Origin of the sequence: Psychrobacter sp. 1Y11 (genome assembly GCF_052259045.1) — a bacterium.
Classification (GTDB): Bacteria; Pseudomonadota; Gammaproteobacteria; order Pseudomonadales; family Moraxellaceae; genus Psychrobacter.
The window spans coordinates 134,256-155,140 of sequence record NZ_JBQQER010000004.1; the positions used below are offsets into that span (position 1 = coordinate 134,256).

Below are 20,885 nucleotides of genomic sequence, written 5' to 3' on the forward strand. Positions count from 1 at the left end.
AAAAGTGAGGAGTGAGTTATAGCTCACTCTTCACTTAGCTGATCAAACCTATGACTATTTCTCAGGCGTAGCCGCTTGATCCATATCACCTTGATCGATGACATCGATATCTTCTAAACACAGCTTATCGTACTCTTTTTGACAAAAGTCAGGATCTATTTTGCACATGGCCTTCTGTAATTGGTCTAAGCGGGTTTCAGACTGCTGAATGTGCTCAAGCATTTTGGCAAAAGCTTCAGCAACAGGATCTTGTGATGAGGGATCGATACCATAAGCTTGAAACGCGGTATCACGAGCCGAGCTTGTAGCCTTGTCGGGACTAAGGTCCTTTTGTGGTGCTTTTGCTTGCTGATTATCAGTGATAATGCCTTTCGCTGCTTTTTCTTGTTGTTTAGAGTCATTGATTTTTGCAACGATCGGGTTGCCTTTTTCGTCATGATACTCAGAGATCATACGCGCGGCACTACCGACCATCGTTGCGTTGGCAGGAACGGGCTTGACTACTACTGCATTCGAGCCAATCTTAGCGTTCTTGCCGACTGCGAATGGCCCTAATACTTTTGCGCCAGCGCCAACGGTGACGCCGTCTTCCAAAGTAGGATGACGTTTACCGTTATTTTGTGAGACCCCGCCCAGAGTCACCCCGTGGTATAAAGTGACGTCATTGCCAATCTCAGCAGTCTCGCCAATCACTACGCCCACACCATGATCGATAAAAAAGCGTTTACCAATTCTAGCGGCAGGATGAATCTCAATACCAGTCACGATACGTGAGCCGTAGGATATCACGCGCGCGGCGAGTTTTTGCTCATGATTCCATAAGTAATGGGCGCCGCGGTGTAGTATCAAAGCATGAATACCAGGATAAGTTAGAATAACTTCTAAGCTATTGCGAGCGGCAGGGTCACGCTTAAAGACAGCTTCGATGTCTTCTTTGAGGTCTTTTTTGGCCGTCTTGAGCGATTTAAGTAGGGTAGATGGCGATGGCATAACGCGTCCTATCATATTCTTTGATTACATACTGAATTAAACTGCTTGCTTATAGTTTTTAGTTATAGCAGCTTTGCCTTACAAAATATAGCTCTAAGCCATAAATAACAACAGATTAGCAAATAATGTAGGTTTATTAACTAAAAGCAGAATTATATGAATTCTGCTTAGTGTCTTACTTTTAATGACGACTGCTTAAGTATTGCTAGTGGTATATTTAAGGATTTCGACAATTTGTTCTGGGGTCTGTGCCCATGCCATAGCGGCCGCGTCGACTTCTTTTAGCGGATGAATAATATCATCGTTGTGTAGAGTGATGTACGGCTTGCCTAAAGCGGCGCAAAAGCCGGCATCAAAGGCTGCGTTCCACTGCTTGTATTTATCACCAAAGCGAATGATGGCAATATCACAGTTCTGAATTAAGGTTTTAGTGCGAATGGAGTTGACCTTAGACGACTGATGATCGCGCCAAAATTGCTTGTCGTTCTCACCCAGTACATCACCCGCAGCATCGCTAGCGTCGTGATCAGTCACGGCCGAGGTGAATTCAATATTTAGGCCATGATCTTTTGCACCTTGCATGATTTGCTCGCGCCAGTCTGTGTGAATCTCACCAGATAAGTAAACTGTCCAATTCATAATGAACTCCATTTAGTTTTCTATAAGGTTAGTAATCCTTTGAGAGTTTAGCTATCAAAGCACTCAATAGCTGATATTCTTTTTGGTCAAGCTGCAGACGTGAGCCCAGTCGCGATAGACGTGCTGGCAGTGATCTTAAGTGATCACTATCAGCGAGATTAAGTGCCACCATCAGTTCAGTACTGCGCTGAGTGAGCTTTTGTAATTGCTGCTGAGTGATAGCGGGCTCATCCCATTGCTGACGGATAAAAGTATTGACTAAGGAGGCGGCAGCTTGGTCCTCGTCATCACTGCTCTTATCAATGAGCTTAGGATTAGCACTCGCTTTATGAGTTTGCGCATAGGCAAAGATAAAGCTAGCGATGACTTGCACCGCTGAGGCGACATTGAGCACCGGGTAGTCAGGATTGGCATCGATTTGGATATGAAAATCGGCAAAGGCCAGCTCCTCATTGGTTAGGCCACGATCTTCACGACCAAAGAGGATTGCAATCTTAGGTTGGCTTGCTGCTGATAGCTTGGATTGAGTACCAATATCCGTTTGCGCATCAATAAACTCTAACATGATTTTAGCCGCCTGCACGGGGGTCACCACGGGACGCGGAAGATGACGACTACGACTACTAGCGGCAAACACTAACTGACAATCGCCAATCGCTTCTTCTAAAGTGGGTGCGATGTGAGCGGCTGCCAATATTTCACTACCACCTGCTGCGTGGGAGACACTAGTTTCATCTATTGGCAGCTTAGGATCGACGACAGTTAAATGAGATAAACCCATAGTATGCATGGCCCGCGCTGCTGAACCGATATTGGCAGGTAGGGTAGTATTGACCATCACGACTTGCAGGCAGGATAAATAATCGCTAACTTTTAGGACGCCGGATGCAGAAGGAGTGGACGTCATATCTATAACCCTAAACGTTGGTTGATCTCTTGTTCGACGTCCAAAAGTGCGGTTGACAAGCGCGTAATTAGCTCACTTTGGTTGCTAATCTGCTGCCTACGACAAGCGCTCTCTAGCTGCTCGCTGAGCGTTACTAACTGCGTAGCGCCTAGGGTAGCACTAGCCCCCTTTAAGGCATGGGCGAACTCAAAGCCATTGGCATTATCATTATTGACTTGCGCCGCTTGCATCAGCACAATTCGCTGTTTGCTATCGTCAATAAAGGTTTGTACTAAATCGACAAAGTCCTCTTCTAGTAAGTCGCGCATCTCCTCGAATTGAGCATCATCGATGATGACTTGAGGGAGACTATTGAAGCTATCGCCAATGGTGTTAATATTTTTGTACTCAGCATCAGTCATGATAAAAAGGTCCAATAAGGGTATAAAGGTTACTTAAGTTGAATTTACTAACGGCCAATACTACCATTAGCAGTGCAAATATTAGTTGTAATGAAAATGCAGGTTATCCTCACTAATCATCGTCTTTAGCTGCTGTAGATTATCATCATTAGGATAGACACGCCAATGCTCTGATAAACCGACATTCGCAATGCCATAATCGGCGTAAACGCTGAGACCAAGAGGCGTACAGTTATCGTTCATGACGCTGTCATTATAAGTGAAATTATCTTCATCACCATTAGCAGTATGAGACTCTAAAGCCATAAGATCATTGCCCTCTTCATCATATAAGCTTGCGCCCATAGCGCTATCATAGTAGTTTTGAGCGTCGCCCTCTAGCTCATCATCTTCGCCATAATGAGACAGTCTTGGCGCTGGGATGATGTCAGCTTGTGCCGATTTTAATAAAGGCTGCAGGCGGGCCAGAAGTTTGAGGTCTTCATGGTGCACTTTGATACTGATTTTTTTTAGCCAGCGCAGACGCGCATCGACCATCGTCATCGCATTATCAAGGCGAGCGAATAGGCGTCCATCACGCTCACGGATACTGCCTTTGATGATGACCACTTCATCGACTTTTAGCTGCTCTTTGACGCGATTGAAACGCTCAGCATAACAGCTGACTTCAAGCCGTGAGGTACCGTCATCTAAAGTAATGACATGGCGATTACCGAAGTTTGCCATGTCGATAATAAGACCCGCGAAGTAACAGCTACCGTTATAACCAGTGTCGGTGAGTTTGTTGAGCCGCGTCCCTGAAGTGTAGCGTTTGAGCTCATCTAAATACTCATTAATCGGGTGACCGGTAAGATAAAGGCCTAAAGTATTCTTCTCGGCTTTTAGGCGATGCTTATCGCCCCAAATCAGTTCAGGGGTCATTTTCAGCGGCGGCGCAGCAACCACGCTGTCCATCTCACCGAACAAATCCATCATACCAAGCTCGCCATTTTTGCGGTCTTGTTCAGCGGCTTGCACTGCACTTGGCAATTGACTCATCAATGCCCCGCGTATCTCGTAAGCAGCATCGTCTGGCAGGTCAGGTCGCAACGTGGCAGCAAAGTCATCAAAGCAGCCGGCACTAACCAAAGCTTCAAGCGTGCGCTTATTAACTTTTTTAATATCGACGCGGCGACAAAAGTCGTATAAGTCGGTAAAAGGTCCATCAAGGCGACGCGCTTCGACAATAGATTCAACCGCGCCTTCACCGACGCCTTTGATTGCACCTAAGCCATAGATGATATTGGTCGGGGTATCAGCGACAAAATGCCAAGCGCTGCGATTAACCGAAGGATTAATGACGGTTAAGCCAAAGTTCTCGCGGCAATCATTGATAAAGAACACCACGTTATCGGTGTTGTTCATATCTGAGGTGAGTACCGCTGCCATAAATTCGCTTGGATAGTAGCGCTTAAGATAAGCGGTCTGATAAGCGAGCACCCCATAAGCGGCAGAATGCGAGCGGTTAAAACCATAACCGGCGAACTTCTCCATCAAGTCGAAAACACCGCCTGAGGTGACCTCATCGATACCCTGATCGGTGGCACCAGTGACAAAGATATCGCGCTGTTTGGCCATCTCTTCAGGTTTCTTTTTACCCATAGCTCGGCGCAGCATATCTGCGCCGCCGAGACTGTAACCGGCCATCACCTGCGAGATCTGCATCACTTGCTCTTGATAGACAATAACGCCATTGGTATTTTGCAGTATCGGTTCAAGATTGGGATGATCGTAGATGACTTCTTCGCGGCCATGCTTACGGTCGATATACATCTCTACCATGCCAGCATCGAGAGGACCGGGACGGTAGAGGGCGCACATCGCGATCACATCTTCGATATTCGTTGGTTGCAACTTGGCTAGGTACTTTTTCATACCCATACTCTCAAGCTGAAACACGGCGGTAGTTTTGGCATCTTGCAGTAGTTTATAGGCTTTGCTATCGTCTAGTGGCAAATCTTCTAATACTAAAACTTCTTTACCTTCACGAGCGCGGCGCTCATTGATGTTTTTCACCGCCGCATCGATGACAGTTAAGTTACGCAGTCCCAGAAAGTCAAACTTCACTAGTCCGACATCTTCAACATCATCTTTATCAAACTGACTGACACGGTGACCCTCGTCATCACAATAAATCGCGCTAAAATCGGTGATCCTATGCGGAGCGATGAGTACGCCGCCGGCATGCTTACCGACGTTACGGCACACGCCTTCAAGCTTAATCGCCATCTCCCAGATCTCAATGGCATCTTCATAATCCATATTATCAGGGTTAGAGATTAAGTCTTTGAGCTGCGGCTCTTGCTCTAGCGCTTGGCTGAGAGTGATGCCAGGCGTTTTAGGGATGAGCTTAGAGATTTTGTTGGCTAAAAAGTACGACTTGCTTTGTACTCGCGCCACGTCACGCACCACCGCTTTGGCCGCCATAGTACCGAAGGTGATGATTTGCGAGACTGCCTCACGGCCATAAGTTTGCGCTACATAATCGATGACGCGGTCGCGCCCTTCAATACAAAAGTCAATATCGAAATCCGGCATCGATACCCGCTCGGGGTTCAAAAAACGCTCAAACAATAAATCATAATGAATGGGATCAAGATCAGTAATGTTCAGTGCATAGGCCACTAAGGAGCCGGCACCAGAGCCACGCCCCGGACCGACAGGCACGCCGTTGGCTTTTGCCCAGCGGATAAAGTCCATAACGATTAAGAAGTAACCAGGAAAGCCCATCGATAAGATAATACCTAGCTCATATTCTAAGCGCTCATCGTACTGCTTACGAAAGTCACTCCAGCTCTCATTACGCTCGACAACAGGAAACAGCTTGTCCAGTCGGTGCTCAAGACCGCGCTGCGACTCAGCCCGAAAAAACGACTCGATGGTTTCGCCCTCAGGCACAGGAAAATCAGGCAACACGTTAATACCGAGGGTTAAGGTAACGTTACAACGCGTCGCTAAGCGCATAGTGTTATCGATAACTTGCGGAATATCAGCGAACAGCTGCTGCATTTGTGCTTGAGTTTTTAGGTACTGCTCATCAGAGTAATTTCGTGGACGATTGGCATCTGCTAAGACGTAAGAGCCGGCAATACACACGCGCGCTTCATGAGCATCGAAGTCCTCTTGCTGTAAAAAACGCACGTCGTTGTGAGCAACTAGGGCAATACGATGCTTAGCGCCAGCATGAATAGCCGCTTGAATAAACGCGTCTTCGCCGCTGCGATTGGTACGTTTTATTGCAAAGTATAGGCGATCGGCAAACTTGGCCTGCCATTCAATAAGGAGCTCATCCGCGCGCTCTGGCATAGAGCCAATCAGCGCCTGTCCGACATCAGATTTTTCGGTAAATAAGACAATGACGCCTGCAGCATGAGCAAGGATATCGCTACGCTTGACGATAGGGGTGCCGTGATTGGCAGGATCAGCGCGGCCTTCGGTGAAGCCTAGCGAGACGATGCGAGTAATGTTTTGATAACCTTCATTATCCAAAGCTAGCAACGTCAGTCTCGTGTCCTCATTATCCATGATGACTTCGCTGCCGATGATAGGTTTGATGCCAGCATTTAAACAGCCACGATAAAACTTCACCGTGGCATAAAGGTTGGATAAATCGGTCAATGCCAGCGCTTGCTGACCATCTGCCACCGCCGCCTTGATTAGTGGCTTGATACGCACGATAGAATCGGTAATAGAATATTCGCTATGAATGCCGAGGTGTACAAATGCCATAGAGTACTCTTAAAGAAGCCAGGTGAGAAAGCGGGTTGGAGATAAGCCAAGGGTATTATTTTGTTATTGTTTTTTTTCACGCCGTGATGATTTTTATGAAAAATAATGCTTATTATCAAGCATTTAATCCATAAAAAATACTGTCAATAAAATGGCAGTGCTCTCTATATCAGCCGCTAATGATAGCATTGTTTGGCGCTGACAGCCACATTTTCAAGCGTTATTGCTGCAGTGAGAGTAACGGATAATAATTTGTCATTCAATAAAAAATCTTCTAAACCATTAAGATATAGAAGATTTTTTATTGGATAATTAAGAATGAGACTGTTATGGATTAACGTTTATCATATTTATCGCTATACTCTATCCAAAAATCAGCATTTTCAATACCTACCTTCCTAGGATCAAAGACAGGATCGAGTCCCAGCTTCTTTTGTTCGTCGTAATCTTTCAGAACTTTTAAAGCGGTTTTACTGAGCAACAAGATAGCTATGAAGTTAAGATAACACATGCTACCGAAGCCAATATCACCTAGCGCCCACATCACGCCGACTGATTGCATACTGCCAGTGAAGCAAATAACTAAAAATACTATTTTTAATACAGTTTTTAAAACAGGGTAGCGCAGTTTTTGATCTAGATAAACGAGTGTAGTCTCAGCGATATAGTAATAAGCAATTAAACAGGTAAAGGCAAATAAGAAAATGGCGATAGCGACAAAGGCACTACCATATTGGCTAAATACAGTTGAGACCGCAGCTTGAGTAAATGCAGTTCCAGCTGCAACGCCTGGCATGTTTTCGACTAATACCATACCTTCTGCAGGAATGACGTTGTACATACCAGTAGATAGTATCATCAAGGCAGTAGCAGTACAGACCAGAACCGTATCGACGTAGATAGAAAAGCTTTGTACTAAACCTTGTTTGGCAGGATGAGATACTTCTGCAGCAGCGGAGCCGAAGGTTGCTTCACCTGCGCCTGCTACGTTTGAGAAGACCGCACGGCGTACGCCCCAAGAAATAGCGGTGCCGACAATACCACCAAATACAGCGTCCATACCAAAAGCGCTTTTGAAGATCAGAGCAAACATGGCGGGTAGGTTTGAGGCATTAAAACCTAAGACGACAACCATGAGCAAAATATAGCCAATCGCCATAAAAGGCACTACAGTACCAGCAAAGCTTGCAATACGTTTGATACCGCCAAAGATAATAAAGGCTAGCAGTGCTACGATAATGATACCAGTTGCCATAGGGGGGAGATTAAAGGCGGTATTAAAAGAGTCAGCAATAGTATTTGCTTGTACGCCTGGCACTAGAACACCGTAGGACAAACAGGTCACAGCAGCGACGACAAGAGCAAAAGGCTTCATCTTAAGCCCACGCTCGATATAAAATGGTGAGCCGCCACGATACTGATCATCAACAGTATGCTTATAAACCTGTGCAAGCGTTGATTCAATAAAGGCACTAGCGCCACCGAGCAGGCCCATGACAATCATCCAAAATACGGCGCCTGGCCCACCTGCTGCGATGGCAGTAGCGACTCCAGCAATGTTGCCGACACCGATACGGCCCGACAAAGCCATACTAAAAGCTTGGAAGGAGCTAATGCCTTGGGCTGAAGTTTGTTTGTCAAATAATAGTTTAATCATCTCTTTGAGATAGCGGAACTGCACTCCGCGGGTCATGATGGTGAAATATATACCGACACCGAGTGCTAAATAAACTAACGCATCGCTCCATATATAACCGACGATGGTATTGATAATCGCTTCCATAGTCTTACTTCCTTGTAAGTGTGTGACTAAAGTCTTGGGTTATTCTGATAATAAAAAACACTGTTCAGTCACAACATCAGGTGACATAAAAACCAACTAGGGCTACTAGTTAACCAACCAAATGGTTTTGGTTTGCGCATACTGTGCCAACGCTTCAAGTCCGTTGTCACGACCCCCAAATCCAGATTGCTTATAGCCTCCGAACGGAGTAGTGATATCACCTTCTGAGAAGCCATTAATCGAAACCGTACCGGCTTTAATAGCAGAGGCTACTCGATAAGCGCGTTTGATATTTTGCGTATAAAAAGAGGCTGCCAAGCCGTAATTGGTCTCATTGGCTAATTGAATAGCTTCTTCTTCACTCTCAAAAGTAGTGACCGCTAACAAGGGGCCGAAAACCTCTTCTTTGAACAAAGTCATATCGGCTGTAACCTCATCGAAAATAGTAGGTTCAACATACCAACCGCTACCTAAGTCTTCTCGAATAGAGCCGCCTGCAACGATAGTTGCGCCTTCCTCTTTTGCAGTCTCGAGATAGTGAGAAACTTTATCAAAATGTGCTTTTTCAATCATTGGGCCGATAGCGGTATCGACATCATAAGGTGAACCGACTTTCCATTCTTTAAGTCCCTCTTTTAACTTATCAAGGAGATGCTCTTTTTGGCTGCTATGGACTAATAAACGTGAGCCGCAGCTACAGTTCTCACTCATATTCCAAAAGGCGGCGGATAATATATCGTTAATGGCAGCATCATCAAGCGCAGCATCATCAAAAACAATTTGCGGGCTTTTGCCACCGCACTCTAAGACAATTTCTTTTAAGTTGCTTTGCGCGGCATACTGTAAGAACAAACGTCCGACCTCAGTTGAGCCAGTGAAGGACACCATGTCGACATCCATGTGCTGACCTAAAGCGGCGCCGACATTTTCACCAAGGCCGCAAACCATCTGTAGCGCCTCTTTTGGTACGCCTGCTTCATAGGCAAGTTCGGTTAAACGGTAAGCTGATAATGAGGTTAGCTCAGCAGGTTTAACGATAACGGAGTTACCCATGATGAGAGCAGGAGCGACCTTCCAGGCGTACATTTGCGCAGGGAAGTTCCATGGTAATACCGCACCGACGACACCGATTGGCTCTTGGACGATGAGTCCTAAAGCATCGTTACCTGTCGGGGCGACTTTACCAAAGATCTTGTCGGCGGCTTCGGCATACCATTCAAAAGTTTCGACAGTCGCTGGCATGTCCGTGTTCAAGCATTCAGTAATCGGCTTGCCAGCATCAACACAGTCTAAAGCTGCTAGCTCTTCAAAATGTTCATGCATTAGGCTACACCAACGCTGCATGATGGCTTTACGTTCTGCAGGCGCTAGACGGCGCCATTCTCCATTTTCAAAACTATCGCGCGCCACTTTTACAGCGGCATCGACATCATCGGCAGTACCAGAGGCAATCTGACCGATCACGCTATTATCAATTGGAGTAGTATTGTCCAAAGTCGCTTCTGACAAGTCGTCAGCGGCTATTAGATGTCCCGCCCACAGCTTTTGCTGCTTGGCTTGCTCAAATACTTGTTCTTTAGTGAGTTGTTCTTTAACGGTCATTTTTTTAATCCTTGTCGGCTAAGCTTGATAACGTAGGTTTGAAAGCTTAGGTTTCAATTTTGAATAAGGCATCAAACTTAGCGTTAATTATGCTTAATATTTTTTTACTAAACGGAGTACTATTTAGACAACAGTGCTAGAAACTCTTCTTTTTCATCAGTTGGCATGTCAGTTAACGGCACACGTACTGAGCCAACATCCATGCTGCCTTTTAAGCAGCCCGCTTTAGCTTTTTGGTTATAGTTGCCAGATTCCATAGAGTGGATAGCAGGATAAATCTCACTCATGATTTTTTTGGCTTTATCCCAATCGCCTTGTTGGGTCGCATTAAAGAGTGCTACTTGTTCTGCCGGAAAAACGTTCGCTGCACCGGCTATCCAGCTTTTCGCGCCCCAAAAGAAGAAATCAACAGGCTGGTCATCACAGCCGCAAACCACTTCAAAATTATCAAAATCAGCTTGCAGCATACGCAGCGCATGACTAAAGTCGCCGCTACTTTCTTTGACGCCGGCGATATTAGGATGTTTGGCTAAATGGGCGACCGTCTCAAACTCGATGCTAACGCCGACCCGATCAGGGAAGTTATACATGATGATAGGTAGCTCGCTGGCGTCGGCGACTTTTTCAAAGTGAGCAATTACGCCATCTTGCTCAGGTAAGCTATAAGGGGTGGCAGATAGCATCAGCCCGTCATAGCCTAACTCTTTAGCTTGCTTAGCGAGTTCGATAGAGTGATCCGTTGATAAACTATTGATGCCAGCGATTAAGGTGACCTTATCTTTAGCAGCTTTAGCGATCGTGGTTAAGACCAGCTCGCGCTCTGCTTCTGAAAAGGTGTAATACTCGCCCGTAGTACCACAAGCAACGATGCCGGAAACGCCTTTATCGATAAAGGCTTCAACGAGCTTGGTTAGCTTTTGCGCATCAACGTCGCCATTGTTGTCAAAAGGAGTAACGATCGGGACTAAAATTCCATTTATGTTCATGAGACTATCCTTATTAATAGTGGTTTTCTTAATGATGATTGAATCAGCTGTGATTCAATGACGAGTAAACTGCTTGGTTGTTTAATTGAAATCATAGGATCAAATATGAGGGTTTTAGCACAACGTTTTTTATTAGTATTGATACTATTAAGGCCCTCTCTTAAAACGCTGAAGCTTATAAGGTTTTGGGTCAATAGTATGGGGTTCGTCAAAATAGTACTCTGCAATCATCTGCGCACTGACGACTGCTTGCGTTAAACCCAAATGCTGATGACCAAAGTTCAAAAATACCCGCTCAATTTTATCGATGACTGGTAGCGAGTCTGCTGTCGATGGCCGAAATCCCATCCACGGCATGCTGTCTTCTGTATTTAAGGGCGCTTTGAGCATAGGCTGCGCTTGTTGTAACAGCATTTGGGCGCGCTGCATATTGGCAGGAGCTTCAAGCCCTGCGTACTCCACAGTGCCAGCTAGGCGCAGACCTTCTTGCATCGGAGTCATGATGAAACGTCTATCCATACTTGATACAGGTATCTGCAAACGCTGGCGCTCACAGGGGAGCATCAAGTGATAACCGCGCTCGGTATCTAAGGGAATGTTTACCCCTGTGAGCTGCTTGGCCAAATTTTTAGAGTGTGCGCCTGCAGATAACATGACTTTGGATACTGAGATATCACCTTGACTGGTTTTCAGGTGGATACCCTCTATGTTTAGGCTGGCTTCAAGCACTCGGCAGTGCTCAATGATATGACCACCTAATTGTCTAAAAGTGTCTGTCAACTGGTTAATGACCGCTTTTAAATTGGTGATATGTCCCGTATCAGGGAAAAATAATGCATTGAGCTGGTTGTCCTGTAAGGCGGGCTCACGTGCTAACAACTCTTGTTTGTTTAGTAATTCGTTGATCACACCAATATCATTAAGGCGTTTGCCATGCGCAATTAGAGGCGCAACGCTGCTTTGCTTCTCGACCGTTAATAATGAACCTTTTATCTGCACCCAGTCGTTTAGCTGCCATTGAGTGCTAAAGTCTTGCCAAGATTGCAGGCTGTGTTGGTTTAAGTTTAATAAGGCTTGATGGATGCGCTCAAAGGGCTCAGCGCGCATGTTCATCAAAAGCTGCATGGCCCATGGCATTAAGCGCGGAAGGTAACGCCAATCTAGGCGTAGCGTCCCTGCTGGATTAAAGAGCATAGCTGGAATATGGCGCAGCATACTGGCATCAGCAATAGGAAATACTTGTTCTGTGGCAATATGTCCAGCATTACCCATTGAAGCGCCTTGTCCTATCTCGTTTGCTTCAAGTAATGCAACCTTTAGGCCTCGCGCTTGCAACGTTACTGCAGTAGCTAAGCCAATAATGCCGCCGCCAATAATATGTAAGTCGAAGTCTGAGGTATTCATAAATATTCTCGATTGTACTTAAATAATGCTACGCGCTTATAGTTGCCAGCTTACTGAATTCAAGCGACTAAGCTGGTATGCCCCATTTAAAAGGGTCATCTGCTTGAACGATAAGTGTGGTCTCAGCACAAACATAAGCGTGGCCGCAAATCGTCGGAATAATAGTGTTTACAGGATAGGTCGTCGCAGAGGTGCTTTTGAGGTCAGTGGCATACTGGTAGCTGCCGGTAAATACGCTACCAACAACGCCTTGCTGTCGCCATAACTGCTTAGGTTCCAGACGATTATCATCAGCTAGACAGGCAAGTTTGGCACTAGTACCGGTGCCGCAAGGTGAGCGGTCATAGGCTGAACCTGGACACAATACAAAGTTTTTGCTATCTACTTGGGCATTATTGCTATCAGCGAAAAGCTCAATATGATCAATCTCGCCACCATTTTCGCCTGTAATATTAGCAGCGACTAAAGCTTGCTTAATCTGCAGAGTAACTTGAGTTAACTCTTTTACATTATTGGCCTGAATATTCTGCCCGTGCTCACTAACCAAAAAGAACCAATTACCACCCCATGCGATATCGCCACGGATAAGCCCTAGCCCCGGAACTTGCACTTCGACTTGTTTTTTATAACGATAAGAGGGGACGTTTTGGACGCTGCAGCTACCATCATCATGAAGTGTGGCTTGAACCAGGCCTACTGGAGTCTCAAGCCAATGGACGCCAGCCGTAATTTGTTGTTGATACGCTAAAGAGGCAATGACGCCAATGGTGCCATGTCCGCACATACCCAAATAACCAGCATTGTTAAAAAAGATAACGCCTGCTGTGGCTTTAGGATCAGATGTAGGAAGGAGTAGCGCACCGACAAGGACATCATTGCCGCGTGGCTCTAGAATGATACTTTGACGCAGATGGTCGAAGTTTTGTTTGAAATAATGCAGCTTATCTTGAATGGTGTCACCGACAAGGTCAGGGAAGCCGTCATAAACCATACGGGTAGGCTCACCGCCAGTATGAGAGTCAATAATTTTGAAATTAAATAGTGTAGAAGTCATGACCGACGTCCTAATTCATCCGTGAAAAACTTATATTCCGTATGACCTAATATTTAAGGTCTATATACAGAATGGACTTTTTTAAATCAGTCGTCTTGCTGTTTTTTTAAGAAAGAATGCGCATTCCTGCATAGTGTAACGGTGTACACTATAAGAGAGTTTATCTAAAAGTCGCCAAGATTTAGTAATCGTTAAAAAGACCTATACAAGCTATTTTATGACCACTGAATGTTTGCTTTGATAGGTATGATTCTGAGACTAGCAAGAAAATAATGGTAAAAAAACAAGATGTAATTGATGCGACAAGGAGGACGTATGATTGCTGGAACAGTAGAGGAAACAACAACGCTGGCGATGTCATTACAGCAAAGTATGGAAAGTATGGTTAGTTATTATCCAGATAATAGCGCTGCATTTGTTGGTAACGTCTCACTATTATTACCTCTGCTCGATACCTTGACCAATGTTGTGTTCTTTGTGAAGGACGAAAGAGCACGTTATCAGCTAGCGAATAGAACTCTATTGAAACGCTGTAAGTTAGATAAAAGGGAAGATATTATTGGCTTCACTACTGAGCAGGTGTTTTCTCATCGGCAGAGTAAAGATTATATTTTGCAAGATATGAAAGTGTTGCAAGAAGGGAAGTCAATCGTTGATGATTTAGAACTACATAGCTATGCATCCGGTCAGTTGGGGTGGTGTATTACCAACAAACTGCCTATTTATAATCTACAAAAACAGATAATCGCAATGGTAGGTATATCGGTCGATATCGATGAAGATAACGAGCGCATTTTACGTAAACATGCGCGCTTAGCTGAAGTGGCACAGTTTGTACGAGCGCATCTTGATCAGAAGATTACTATAGTGCAGCTAGCAGAGCTGGCTAATTTGAGTGTATCGCAGTTGGAGCGTACCTTTAAAGCTGTGCTAAATATGTCACCATTACAGTTTGTACAAAAGCTACGACTTGAGCAAGCGATCAAACTATTAGCGCTACCAGAGACGTCTATTACTCAAATATCATTAAACTGCGGCTATAGCGATCATAGTGCTTTTAGCCGCCAGTTTAAACAGTTCACAGGGATGTCACCCACTCAGTTTCGCGAAACGTATTTATAAATATATAGCTAAGCTAATACCCAACCACCGCCGCATCGACAATCCTAGGATCAGAAGCACCATAAATCCCAGTGGGTGTGAGCATAATAGACTGCGTCGAGCCCATGGTGTCCTTAGGGCTGACTTTGTGACCCATAGATTCTAGCTTTTTGACCGTATCGATATTCAGGGCTTTCTCAACACGAATCTCATCGGGCAGCCATTGATCATGAATACGCGGCGCATGCGTGGCCTCAGCGATATTCATATCGTGGTCGATGACATTAGATATGATTTGGGTGACGGTAGTAATAATACGGCTACCACCCGGACTGCCGGTGACGATATAGGGCTTATTATCTTTGAATACTAAGGTTGGGCTCATAGAAGATAAAGGACGCTTGCCAGCTTCAACGGCATTGGCTTCACCGCCTATGAGTCCATAAGCGTTTGAAGTGCCAGGCTTAGCAGAGAAGTCGTCCATCTCATTATTTAATAGAATACCTGTGCCCTCAGCGACAAGGCCTGTGCCATAAGAGAAGTTCAGCGTATAAGTATTTGCCACCGCATTGCCAGCTTTATCGACGATGGAGAAATGGGTGGTTTGATCGCTCTCATAGGGCAGCGGGTTATTGGCCCTAATACTAGCTGCTGGCGTGGCTTTATTTACATCTATTAAATTGCGTAGTTTATTGGCGTAAGGACGCGCGGTAAGCCCGCTAGTCGGTACATCGACAAAGTCAGAATCACCCAGATATTCTGCACGATCGGCATAAGCCAATTGCATTGCCTCGCTCATTAAATGAATCGTTTGTGCGCTATTTTGTCCATAGTCTTTTAGCGGATAGCCTTCTAGGATATTCAATATCTGTACGATGTGAATGCCACCAGAGGACGGCGGCGGCATAGAGACAATCTCATAACCGCGATAATTGCCTTTGACAGGCTCACGCGCGATAGCCTCATAATTCGCTAAGTCCTGTAAGCTCATAGCGCCGCCAGCCGCGTTGACCGCTTTCACAATTTTGCTTGCAGTATCTCCCTTATAAAAACCATCAGCGCCTTTATCGGCGATAAGTTTGAGCGCGCGCGCAAGCTGTGGCTGACGCAAACGCTCACCGGGCTGATAGGTACTGCCATCAGCCTTAAAGAATATCTTTTTAGTACTCGGCCACTTTTGTAGCCGTTCTTTTAGCGCCTCTAATGATTCCGACAAGCCCACTGTGACTTCAATGCCGTCAGAAGCTAGTGCAATCGCTGGTGCCATGACTTGCTGGCGGGTCATCGTACCATGATCTTCTAAAGCCTTGAGTAGTCCGGCTACCGTTCCCGGCACGCCAACCGCTAAACCGTGATAACGCGACAAATCGCTGACTGCTTCGCCGTCATTATCCAAATACATATCACTCGTAGCGCTACTGGGCGCTTTTTCGCGGTAATCAAGGGCAATGGTTTGGTCTTGCTTAGCATCATAAATCATCATAAAGCCGCCGCCGCCAATATTGCCAGCACGCGGTAAGGTAACCGCTAGAGCAAAACCAACGGCTACCGCTGCATCAACGGCATTGCCACCATCTTTTAGAATTTGCAGACCAATATCGGAGGCTAGCGCTTCTTGGCTAGCCACCATGCCATTTTTGGCCCATAAAGGATGCTGAATGGCCGAGCTTGAATAGATAGCTTGGTCAGCTTGGGTTGTAGCAGGAGACGATAAAGCGTTGGTTGCAGCGTTTGACTTGGCTAGGGTTACGCGCTGAGTCTCCGATACTAGCGTTGGCGCCTCAGTCATAATCGCTAGATTAATCGCGTTGGTGTTGAGGGAAGTATTATTAATCACAGCTTGGCTTGTTTCCGCGGCGTGAGCGGATACTGCTAGCAAGAGGGTACTACTCAGCAGTAAAGTAGCCTTGTTAAAATTGGCTTTCTTGGCTTTAGAGTGATTTTTGGCTTTTGTAGCAGATAGCATCGTAACGTCCTTTTAACGAGGTAGAGTAAATATTCCAATTAACGGTAGAGTGATATCAGTTCAAAATGAGGAAACGCTTTAGTCAGGATTGGATAAAAAGTAACTAAACCAAAGCATTCGATTGCAAATACTCAAGCGTACGCTGATAACCATAGCGCCATTGGGCCTGCATTTGCTGTACGAACTTATCGTAATCAGCATGGATGAGATCAAGTCGCCCTTGTCGTATATTAAGTCTTTTGCACACATATTGACCGGCTAGAGCTTTACCATTATCAGCGAATGGCAACCAATGAACCTTATTTTGCTCAGTATTCTTAAAAGATAAAACCTCATCGAGTCGCTCATTGGGGTCAAAGCCAAAAATACGCTGAATAGCAGGTGCCGCTAGTACTTTATCGTAGCGGCTTTTGGTTTCAGCGAATACGGTATTTCCAAACTGGCTGGCTAGCTCAATAGGAGTCAAATCGATGACACCGCCTAAGCTCCAACCCACATCTTCAATAAACGTCGGCTGTAGATAATACATATCTGCCATCGACGCTCTAACCGCTTGCGTGATATCCCAATCCGTGACGAGATAAATATCTTGCATAATACGCCTAGGAGCATAGCGATGGGTAGGGCAAGATAAAGTCTGCTTATCGATATGAGCGAATAGGCTAGCAGGAGCAAACAGCACTTCTTGTAATTCGGCGGCAAGCTGCAGATCTTTTGCTTGAGGCGTTTTTCTCAGCGAATTCTCTACTGGAGTAATACGGCTGGCAATAATCGCGATATCAGGATGATTATTAGCATAATTAATAGGATTAAAGGTTGGTTTTAGTTTAGTTAGCTCTGTGAGCCAATCCGCCTCATTAGCAATCTCAAACATAGCATAATTATTGAGCTCGGCTAACAGCTCATCGTGATTTTCCCGCTGATGTAGTTTGAATAATCGAGTGGCTTGTTTTGATAGTGCTAAACGTTTTAGCCCTTGATAAAAATAGCTGGGTTTTTGTTGTTTTGAGATTAGTGCAAAGTTTTGCCGATGCTGGCTGGCTTGCACTACTTTATAGAGCGCCTTACTCTCGAGCAAAAGCTTTAGATCTTGTGGATCTGGGGCGATATCGACGAGGAGACTTGCCAAACTACCGCCGCAAGTGGCTAGTATCAAGTTAGGCTTTAAGTGATGCTTACATAGAGCCGCGTAACTGCCTAGATAGTAGCCAAACTTATAACCGCCGCCTGAGAATAGCTGTACGCGGTTATAAGGTTTCACTTGAAAGGAGGTATCGTTATTCATCGAGGGTTAATCGACTTTGACAGCTAAAGAAACCGTAAAAATACCGAAGCGATCGATGCGCATATCGAGCTTTTTAAAGCCTGCCTGCAAGACTAGCTGATCCATCTCTGCCTGCGAGCGGCAGCGCATCACCCAGTGACTACCGCGATGATTGTTTAAGGTTTTGCTAATAAATTCTTGCTCAGGATGCCAAGGCTGATTGGTATAAAGTAAATAACCGTTAGGCGCTAAACTGTTATTTATACCTTCTAGTGCAGTACTAATTAAGGTATTGTCGGAGAATAATTCAAACACGCCTGAAGCGATCGCTACATCGAAGCGGTTTGATGAGCTATTTTTTGCGTCATTGACTTGATAGCCTTTATAGCTGGCGTCATTAAAAGCGTCTTTTTGTAGCGTATTGACCCGATCATCAAAGCCTAATTTGACCGCCTTGTCAGCGATAACTTTTACGTTGTGCGCGTCATAATCCCGCATTTCAGCTTGCAGTTGCTCATACTCTTGTAATAAATCAAATACGTAATAACCATTACCACTAGCAATATCGAGGATAGTTAACGTTGAATGATTGTTTTTGGTTTCGCTGTTTGTGCTAGTGGTTTGCATACGTTGGTCAAGAGCGAATCGTCCAAGCTCTAACAAATGCTGACGGCGAATACGAATCCCTTGCCAACCGATATTGTTTAAATAGAACTTATCGACCGCTTTGCCAAAAGCATTGCTGCCTTTTGGCTCATTGGCATACACCTTATCAAGCGAGCTGCCAGAATCAAAACCATGCTCAAGACCAGTGGCAATGGCATCGCTGACATGACCGAATTTTTGCATAGCAAAGCGAGTAATCGCAAAGCTTGGGTTAAACGGCTTAATTGCGAGACGATCGACTTTATCTTTACTAGCGCTATTGATATGAGCGGCAGATAAGTCCACTTCATCGGCGCTGTTAGCGAATAAGCTGTCGGCAAAATCGATACAATCATCGAAGATATCGACTTTATTAGTCTCATGAAATATCGCATGAAAGCTATCAGGGTATAGCTGCCAGCGCTTATTAGGCGAGCTTAACTGCTCATAAAAGCTGCGTTCTGCTTGCTTATCTACTACGTAATCTTTGCCCGCGCATAAGATAAAAGTTGGCGCAGTAATAGCGCCAGCATCGTCAAGCAGGCGCTGACCTGTCGCATGGGTATCGATTAATAAATCGCTAGAGATCGAACCGGAAATCAGCGGGTCCGCGTTATAAGCCGCTTGCGCGTCTTTATCGTGGGTCAGTACTTGCGCTTTCACATAGCTAGATACTCTAGACATCAGACCAAACTTACGCGCGACCTTGAGTGCCGGAATAGCAAACGGAATATAGAGACGAATACTGAGCGCCGGCGTGCCCAGGATCATACCGCGAATATTTGGCGCATAATCATGCACCCAAGCTGCGGCTAATACTGCGCCTATGCTGCTTGCGACAATAATAGTATCTTCGAGTGCAATACCAGTTTGGGCGATAACTAACTCGATAAAGTCGTTTAGGTCACGCTCAAGCTCCGTGACGCTATCAGCATGATCTTTGATACCGCCTGAGCGTCCATTACCGCGCGCATCCCAAGCAAACACTTGATAGCCTGACTGCGCAAAGCGCTCTGCTAATTCTGTTAAACGTCCCGAATGCTCGTGACCTCGGTGCAAGAGTATGACTTGCTTTTGCTCAGACTGCTGTTGCTGTTTCGATTGATTAGCCAATTGTACTAATGGCTGAGTTAACCAATAGCGATAATAGAGCGCTGTACCGTCATAAGCATTAAAGCAGCTTTGCTCAGCGATAATGTTAGCCGATAAATTTGCGCTATTGGTTGATTCTTTAACAGGGCTGTTTTTAGTTTTATTTTTAATAGGTTTGGCTGGCATGTTGACGCGTCCTTGTGAGCGAACAGTATTAATGGCCTCGACAGATTTGGCTATTGGTGGCGGATGATAGTACGTGAAGTAATGCTGAGCGATAAAGGCGAGACGATTAAACGAGGTCTTGATGAGTAATAGCTGATTTAGCCAAAGAATGGGCCTTATATAGCCAATATTAAGCTGACGATAACCTCTAAAATTAACGCGAGGCTTATCAATTGCCATAAAAACCCCAATAGCGCCTAACTCCAAGGCTCGGTCACTTTTACCCAAAGGTCCATGATTGGCGCGCTCACCAGTTGTCAGATGGGCGCTGATAGCGATTAGTTCCGTTAGTGTACTTAAGCCATTAATCAGCTTTAGATGAGCGTGATTTGAGAGTTTCGCGGGATGGAAGATTTTTGGATGCTGTAAAGTGGTGGACTCAAGATATAGTTTCTTGCCAGTAGAGGCAGGTAAATGTGAAGACAAACTCGCTATTAATAAATAGTCTGACAGAATATCACCACCTTCATTGAGCACCGCTCCTAAGGTTGAGGCCTGCTGATGCTCTCTTGCCATCATGCCATCGATAGCGTTGAGTGCCATACGCACTAACAGTGCCAAGGGCAATATGAGCCAGGCACGCGCATTTTGCTCGCTATGGTCGCTACCTACTAGAGTTTTTTTACCTGCCTGCGGCGGTATGTTTGCAATCACATAAGCGCTACCCGCACTAAGTACAATAGCGCTAACGGTCACTTGATTGGCGCTTACTCCAGAGCTGACCAATTTATCACTGATGGGCCGCAGTTGATTTTGAAATTGAGTCTTTAGCTGATATATGGACATAGTCAATAAGGCTCGGATAAGAAGAACGAAGTTATTATTGTACCGGTAAGAAGAGATATAAAAGTATTAACAAATCCTATCACACCCATAGAGCTGTGAGATAAATAAAATTAGATAAGAGTTTTATACTTAGTTCAAAAAAGTATTTACCTTTTTGAGTAATATCCTCTAAACTTGTTGCTATATTACTCAATCGTAATGTTTTGTATGTTAATTAAATGCAGTATGGTTAAATAAAACAATTATAAACGGCGTTATAAACTATCTTTTAC

General features: G+C 45.1%; 14 protein-coding genes. 1 reads left to right on the forward strand and 13 read right to left on the reverse strand.

From position 1 onward, the window contains the following. Window positions 1–54 precede the first annotated feature (54 nt). The 10 genes from cysE to ACTXGJ_RS05135 all read right to left on the reverse strand — a co-directional run bounded on the left by cysE (window position 55) and on the right by ACTXGJ_RS05135 (window position 13,534). Window positions 55–990: a serine O-acetyltransferase gene (gene cysE, locus ACTXGJ_RS05090; RefSeq protein WP_439243222.1), complete on the reverse strand. Its 936-nt coding sequence runs from the start codon at window positions 988–990 to the stop codon at window positions 55–57. A 195-nt stretch (window positions 991–1,185) separates the two neighbouring features. Then, window positions 1,186–1,629, reverse strand: coding sequence for a YtoQ family protein (locus tag ACTXGJ_RS05095; RefSeq protein WP_439243220.1), 444 nt, complete (start codon window positions 1,627–1,629; stop codon window positions 1,186–1,188). A gap of 28 nt (window positions 1,630–1,657) precedes the next feature. Further along, window positions 1,658–2,536 carry an RNA methyltransferase gene (locus ACTXGJ_RS05100; RefSeq protein ID WP_439243218.1) on the reverse strand — a complete coding sequence of 293 codons (879 nt, stop codon included), beginning with the start codon at window positions 2,534–2,536 and terminating at the stop codon, window positions 1,658–1,660. Between the two features lie 2 nt (window positions 2,537–2,538). Continuing rightward, on the reverse strand, window positions 2,539–2,937 hold the full coding sequence (locus ACTXGJ_RS05105) for an Hpt domain-containing protein (protein ID WP_439243216.1): 399 nt from the start codon (window positions 2,935–2,937) through the stop codon (window positions 2,539–2,541). A gap of 81 nt (window positions 2,938–3,018) precedes the next feature. Continuing rightward, on the reverse strand, window positions 3,019–6,705 hold the full coding sequence (dnaE, locus tag ACTXGJ_RS05110; protein ID WP_439243214.1) for a DNA polymerase III subunit alpha: 3,687 nt from the start codon (window positions 6,703–6,705) through the stop codon (window positions 3,019–3,021). 334 nt (window positions 6,706–7,039) lie between these two features. Beyond that, on the reverse strand, window positions 7,040–8,488 hold the full coding sequence (locus ACTXGJ_RS05115) for an alanine/glycine:cation symporter family protein (protein ID WP_439243212.1): 1,449 nt from the start codon (window positions 8,486–8,488) through the stop codon (window positions 7,040–7,042). Window positions 8,489–8,593: 105 nt separating this feature from the next. After that, a complete protein-coding gene (locus tag ACTXGJ_RS05120; protein WP_439243210.1) occupies window positions 8,594–10,090 on the reverse strand; it encodes an aldehyde dehydrogenase in 1,497 nt (498 codons plus the stop codon). 119 nt (window positions 10,091–10,209) lie between these two features. Further along, the gene (gene dapA / locus ACTXGJ_RS05125; protein WP_439243208.1) at window positions 10,210–11,076 is read right to left on the reverse strand and encodes a 4-hydroxy-tetrahydrodipicolinate synthase; all 867 of its coding nucleotides are present in this window, start codon (window positions 11,074–11,076) and stop codon (window positions 10,210–10,212) included. Between the two features lie 147 nt (window positions 11,077–11,223). After that, window positions 11,224–12,480 (reverse strand): NAD(P)/FAD-dependent oxidoreductase, encoded by a 1,257-nt coding sequence (locus ACTXGJ_RS05130; RefSeq protein WP_439243206.1) that lies wholly within the window; start codon window positions 12,478–12,480, stop codon window positions 11,224–11,226. A 67-nt stretch (window positions 12,481–12,547) separates the two neighbouring features. Continuing rightward, window positions 12,548–13,534, reverse strand: a complete 987-nt coding sequence (locus ACTXGJ_RS05135; protein ID WP_439243204.1) for a proline racemase family protein — start codon at window positions 13,532–13,534, stop codon at window positions 12,548–12,550. 315 nt (window positions 13,535–13,849) lie between these two features. On the opposite strand from ACTXGJ_RS05135, the gene ACTXGJ_RS05140 reads away from it, so the two are divergent. Next, on the forward strand, window positions 13,850–14,656 hold the full coding sequence (locus ACTXGJ_RS05140) for a helix-turn-helix domain-containing protein (RefSeq protein WP_439243202.1): 807 nt from the start codon (window positions 13,850–13,852) through the stop codon (window positions 14,654–14,656). A 13-nt stretch (window positions 14,657–14,669) separates the two neighbouring features. Here the strand turns inward: ACTXGJ_RS05140 and ggt are convergent, their stop codons facing one another. The 3 genes from ggt to ACTXGJ_RS05155 all read right to left on the reverse strand — a co-directional run bounded on the left by ggt (window position 14,670) and on the right by ACTXGJ_RS05155 (window position 20,613). Then, window positions 14,670–16,601, reverse strand: coding sequence for a gamma-glutamyltransferase (gene ggt, locus ACTXGJ_RS05145; protein ID WP_439243200.1), 1,932 nt, complete (start codon window positions 16,599–16,601; stop codon window positions 14,670–14,672). Window positions 16,602–16,704: 103 nt separating this feature from the next. Next, the gene (locus ACTXGJ_RS05150; RefSeq protein WP_439243199.1) at window positions 16,705–17,886 is read right to left on the reverse strand and encodes a patatin-like phospholipase family protein; all 1,182 of its coding nucleotides are present in this window, start codon (window positions 17,884–17,886) and stop codon (window positions 16,705–16,707) included. 6 nt (window positions 17,887–17,892) lie between these two features. Then, entirely contained in the window at window positions 17,893–20,613 is a 2,721-nt protein-coding gene (locus ACTXGJ_RS05155) for an alpha/beta fold hydrolase (RefSeq protein ID WP_443565300.1), read from the reverse strand. Between the last annotated feature and the right edge of the window lie 272 nt (window positions 20,614–20,885).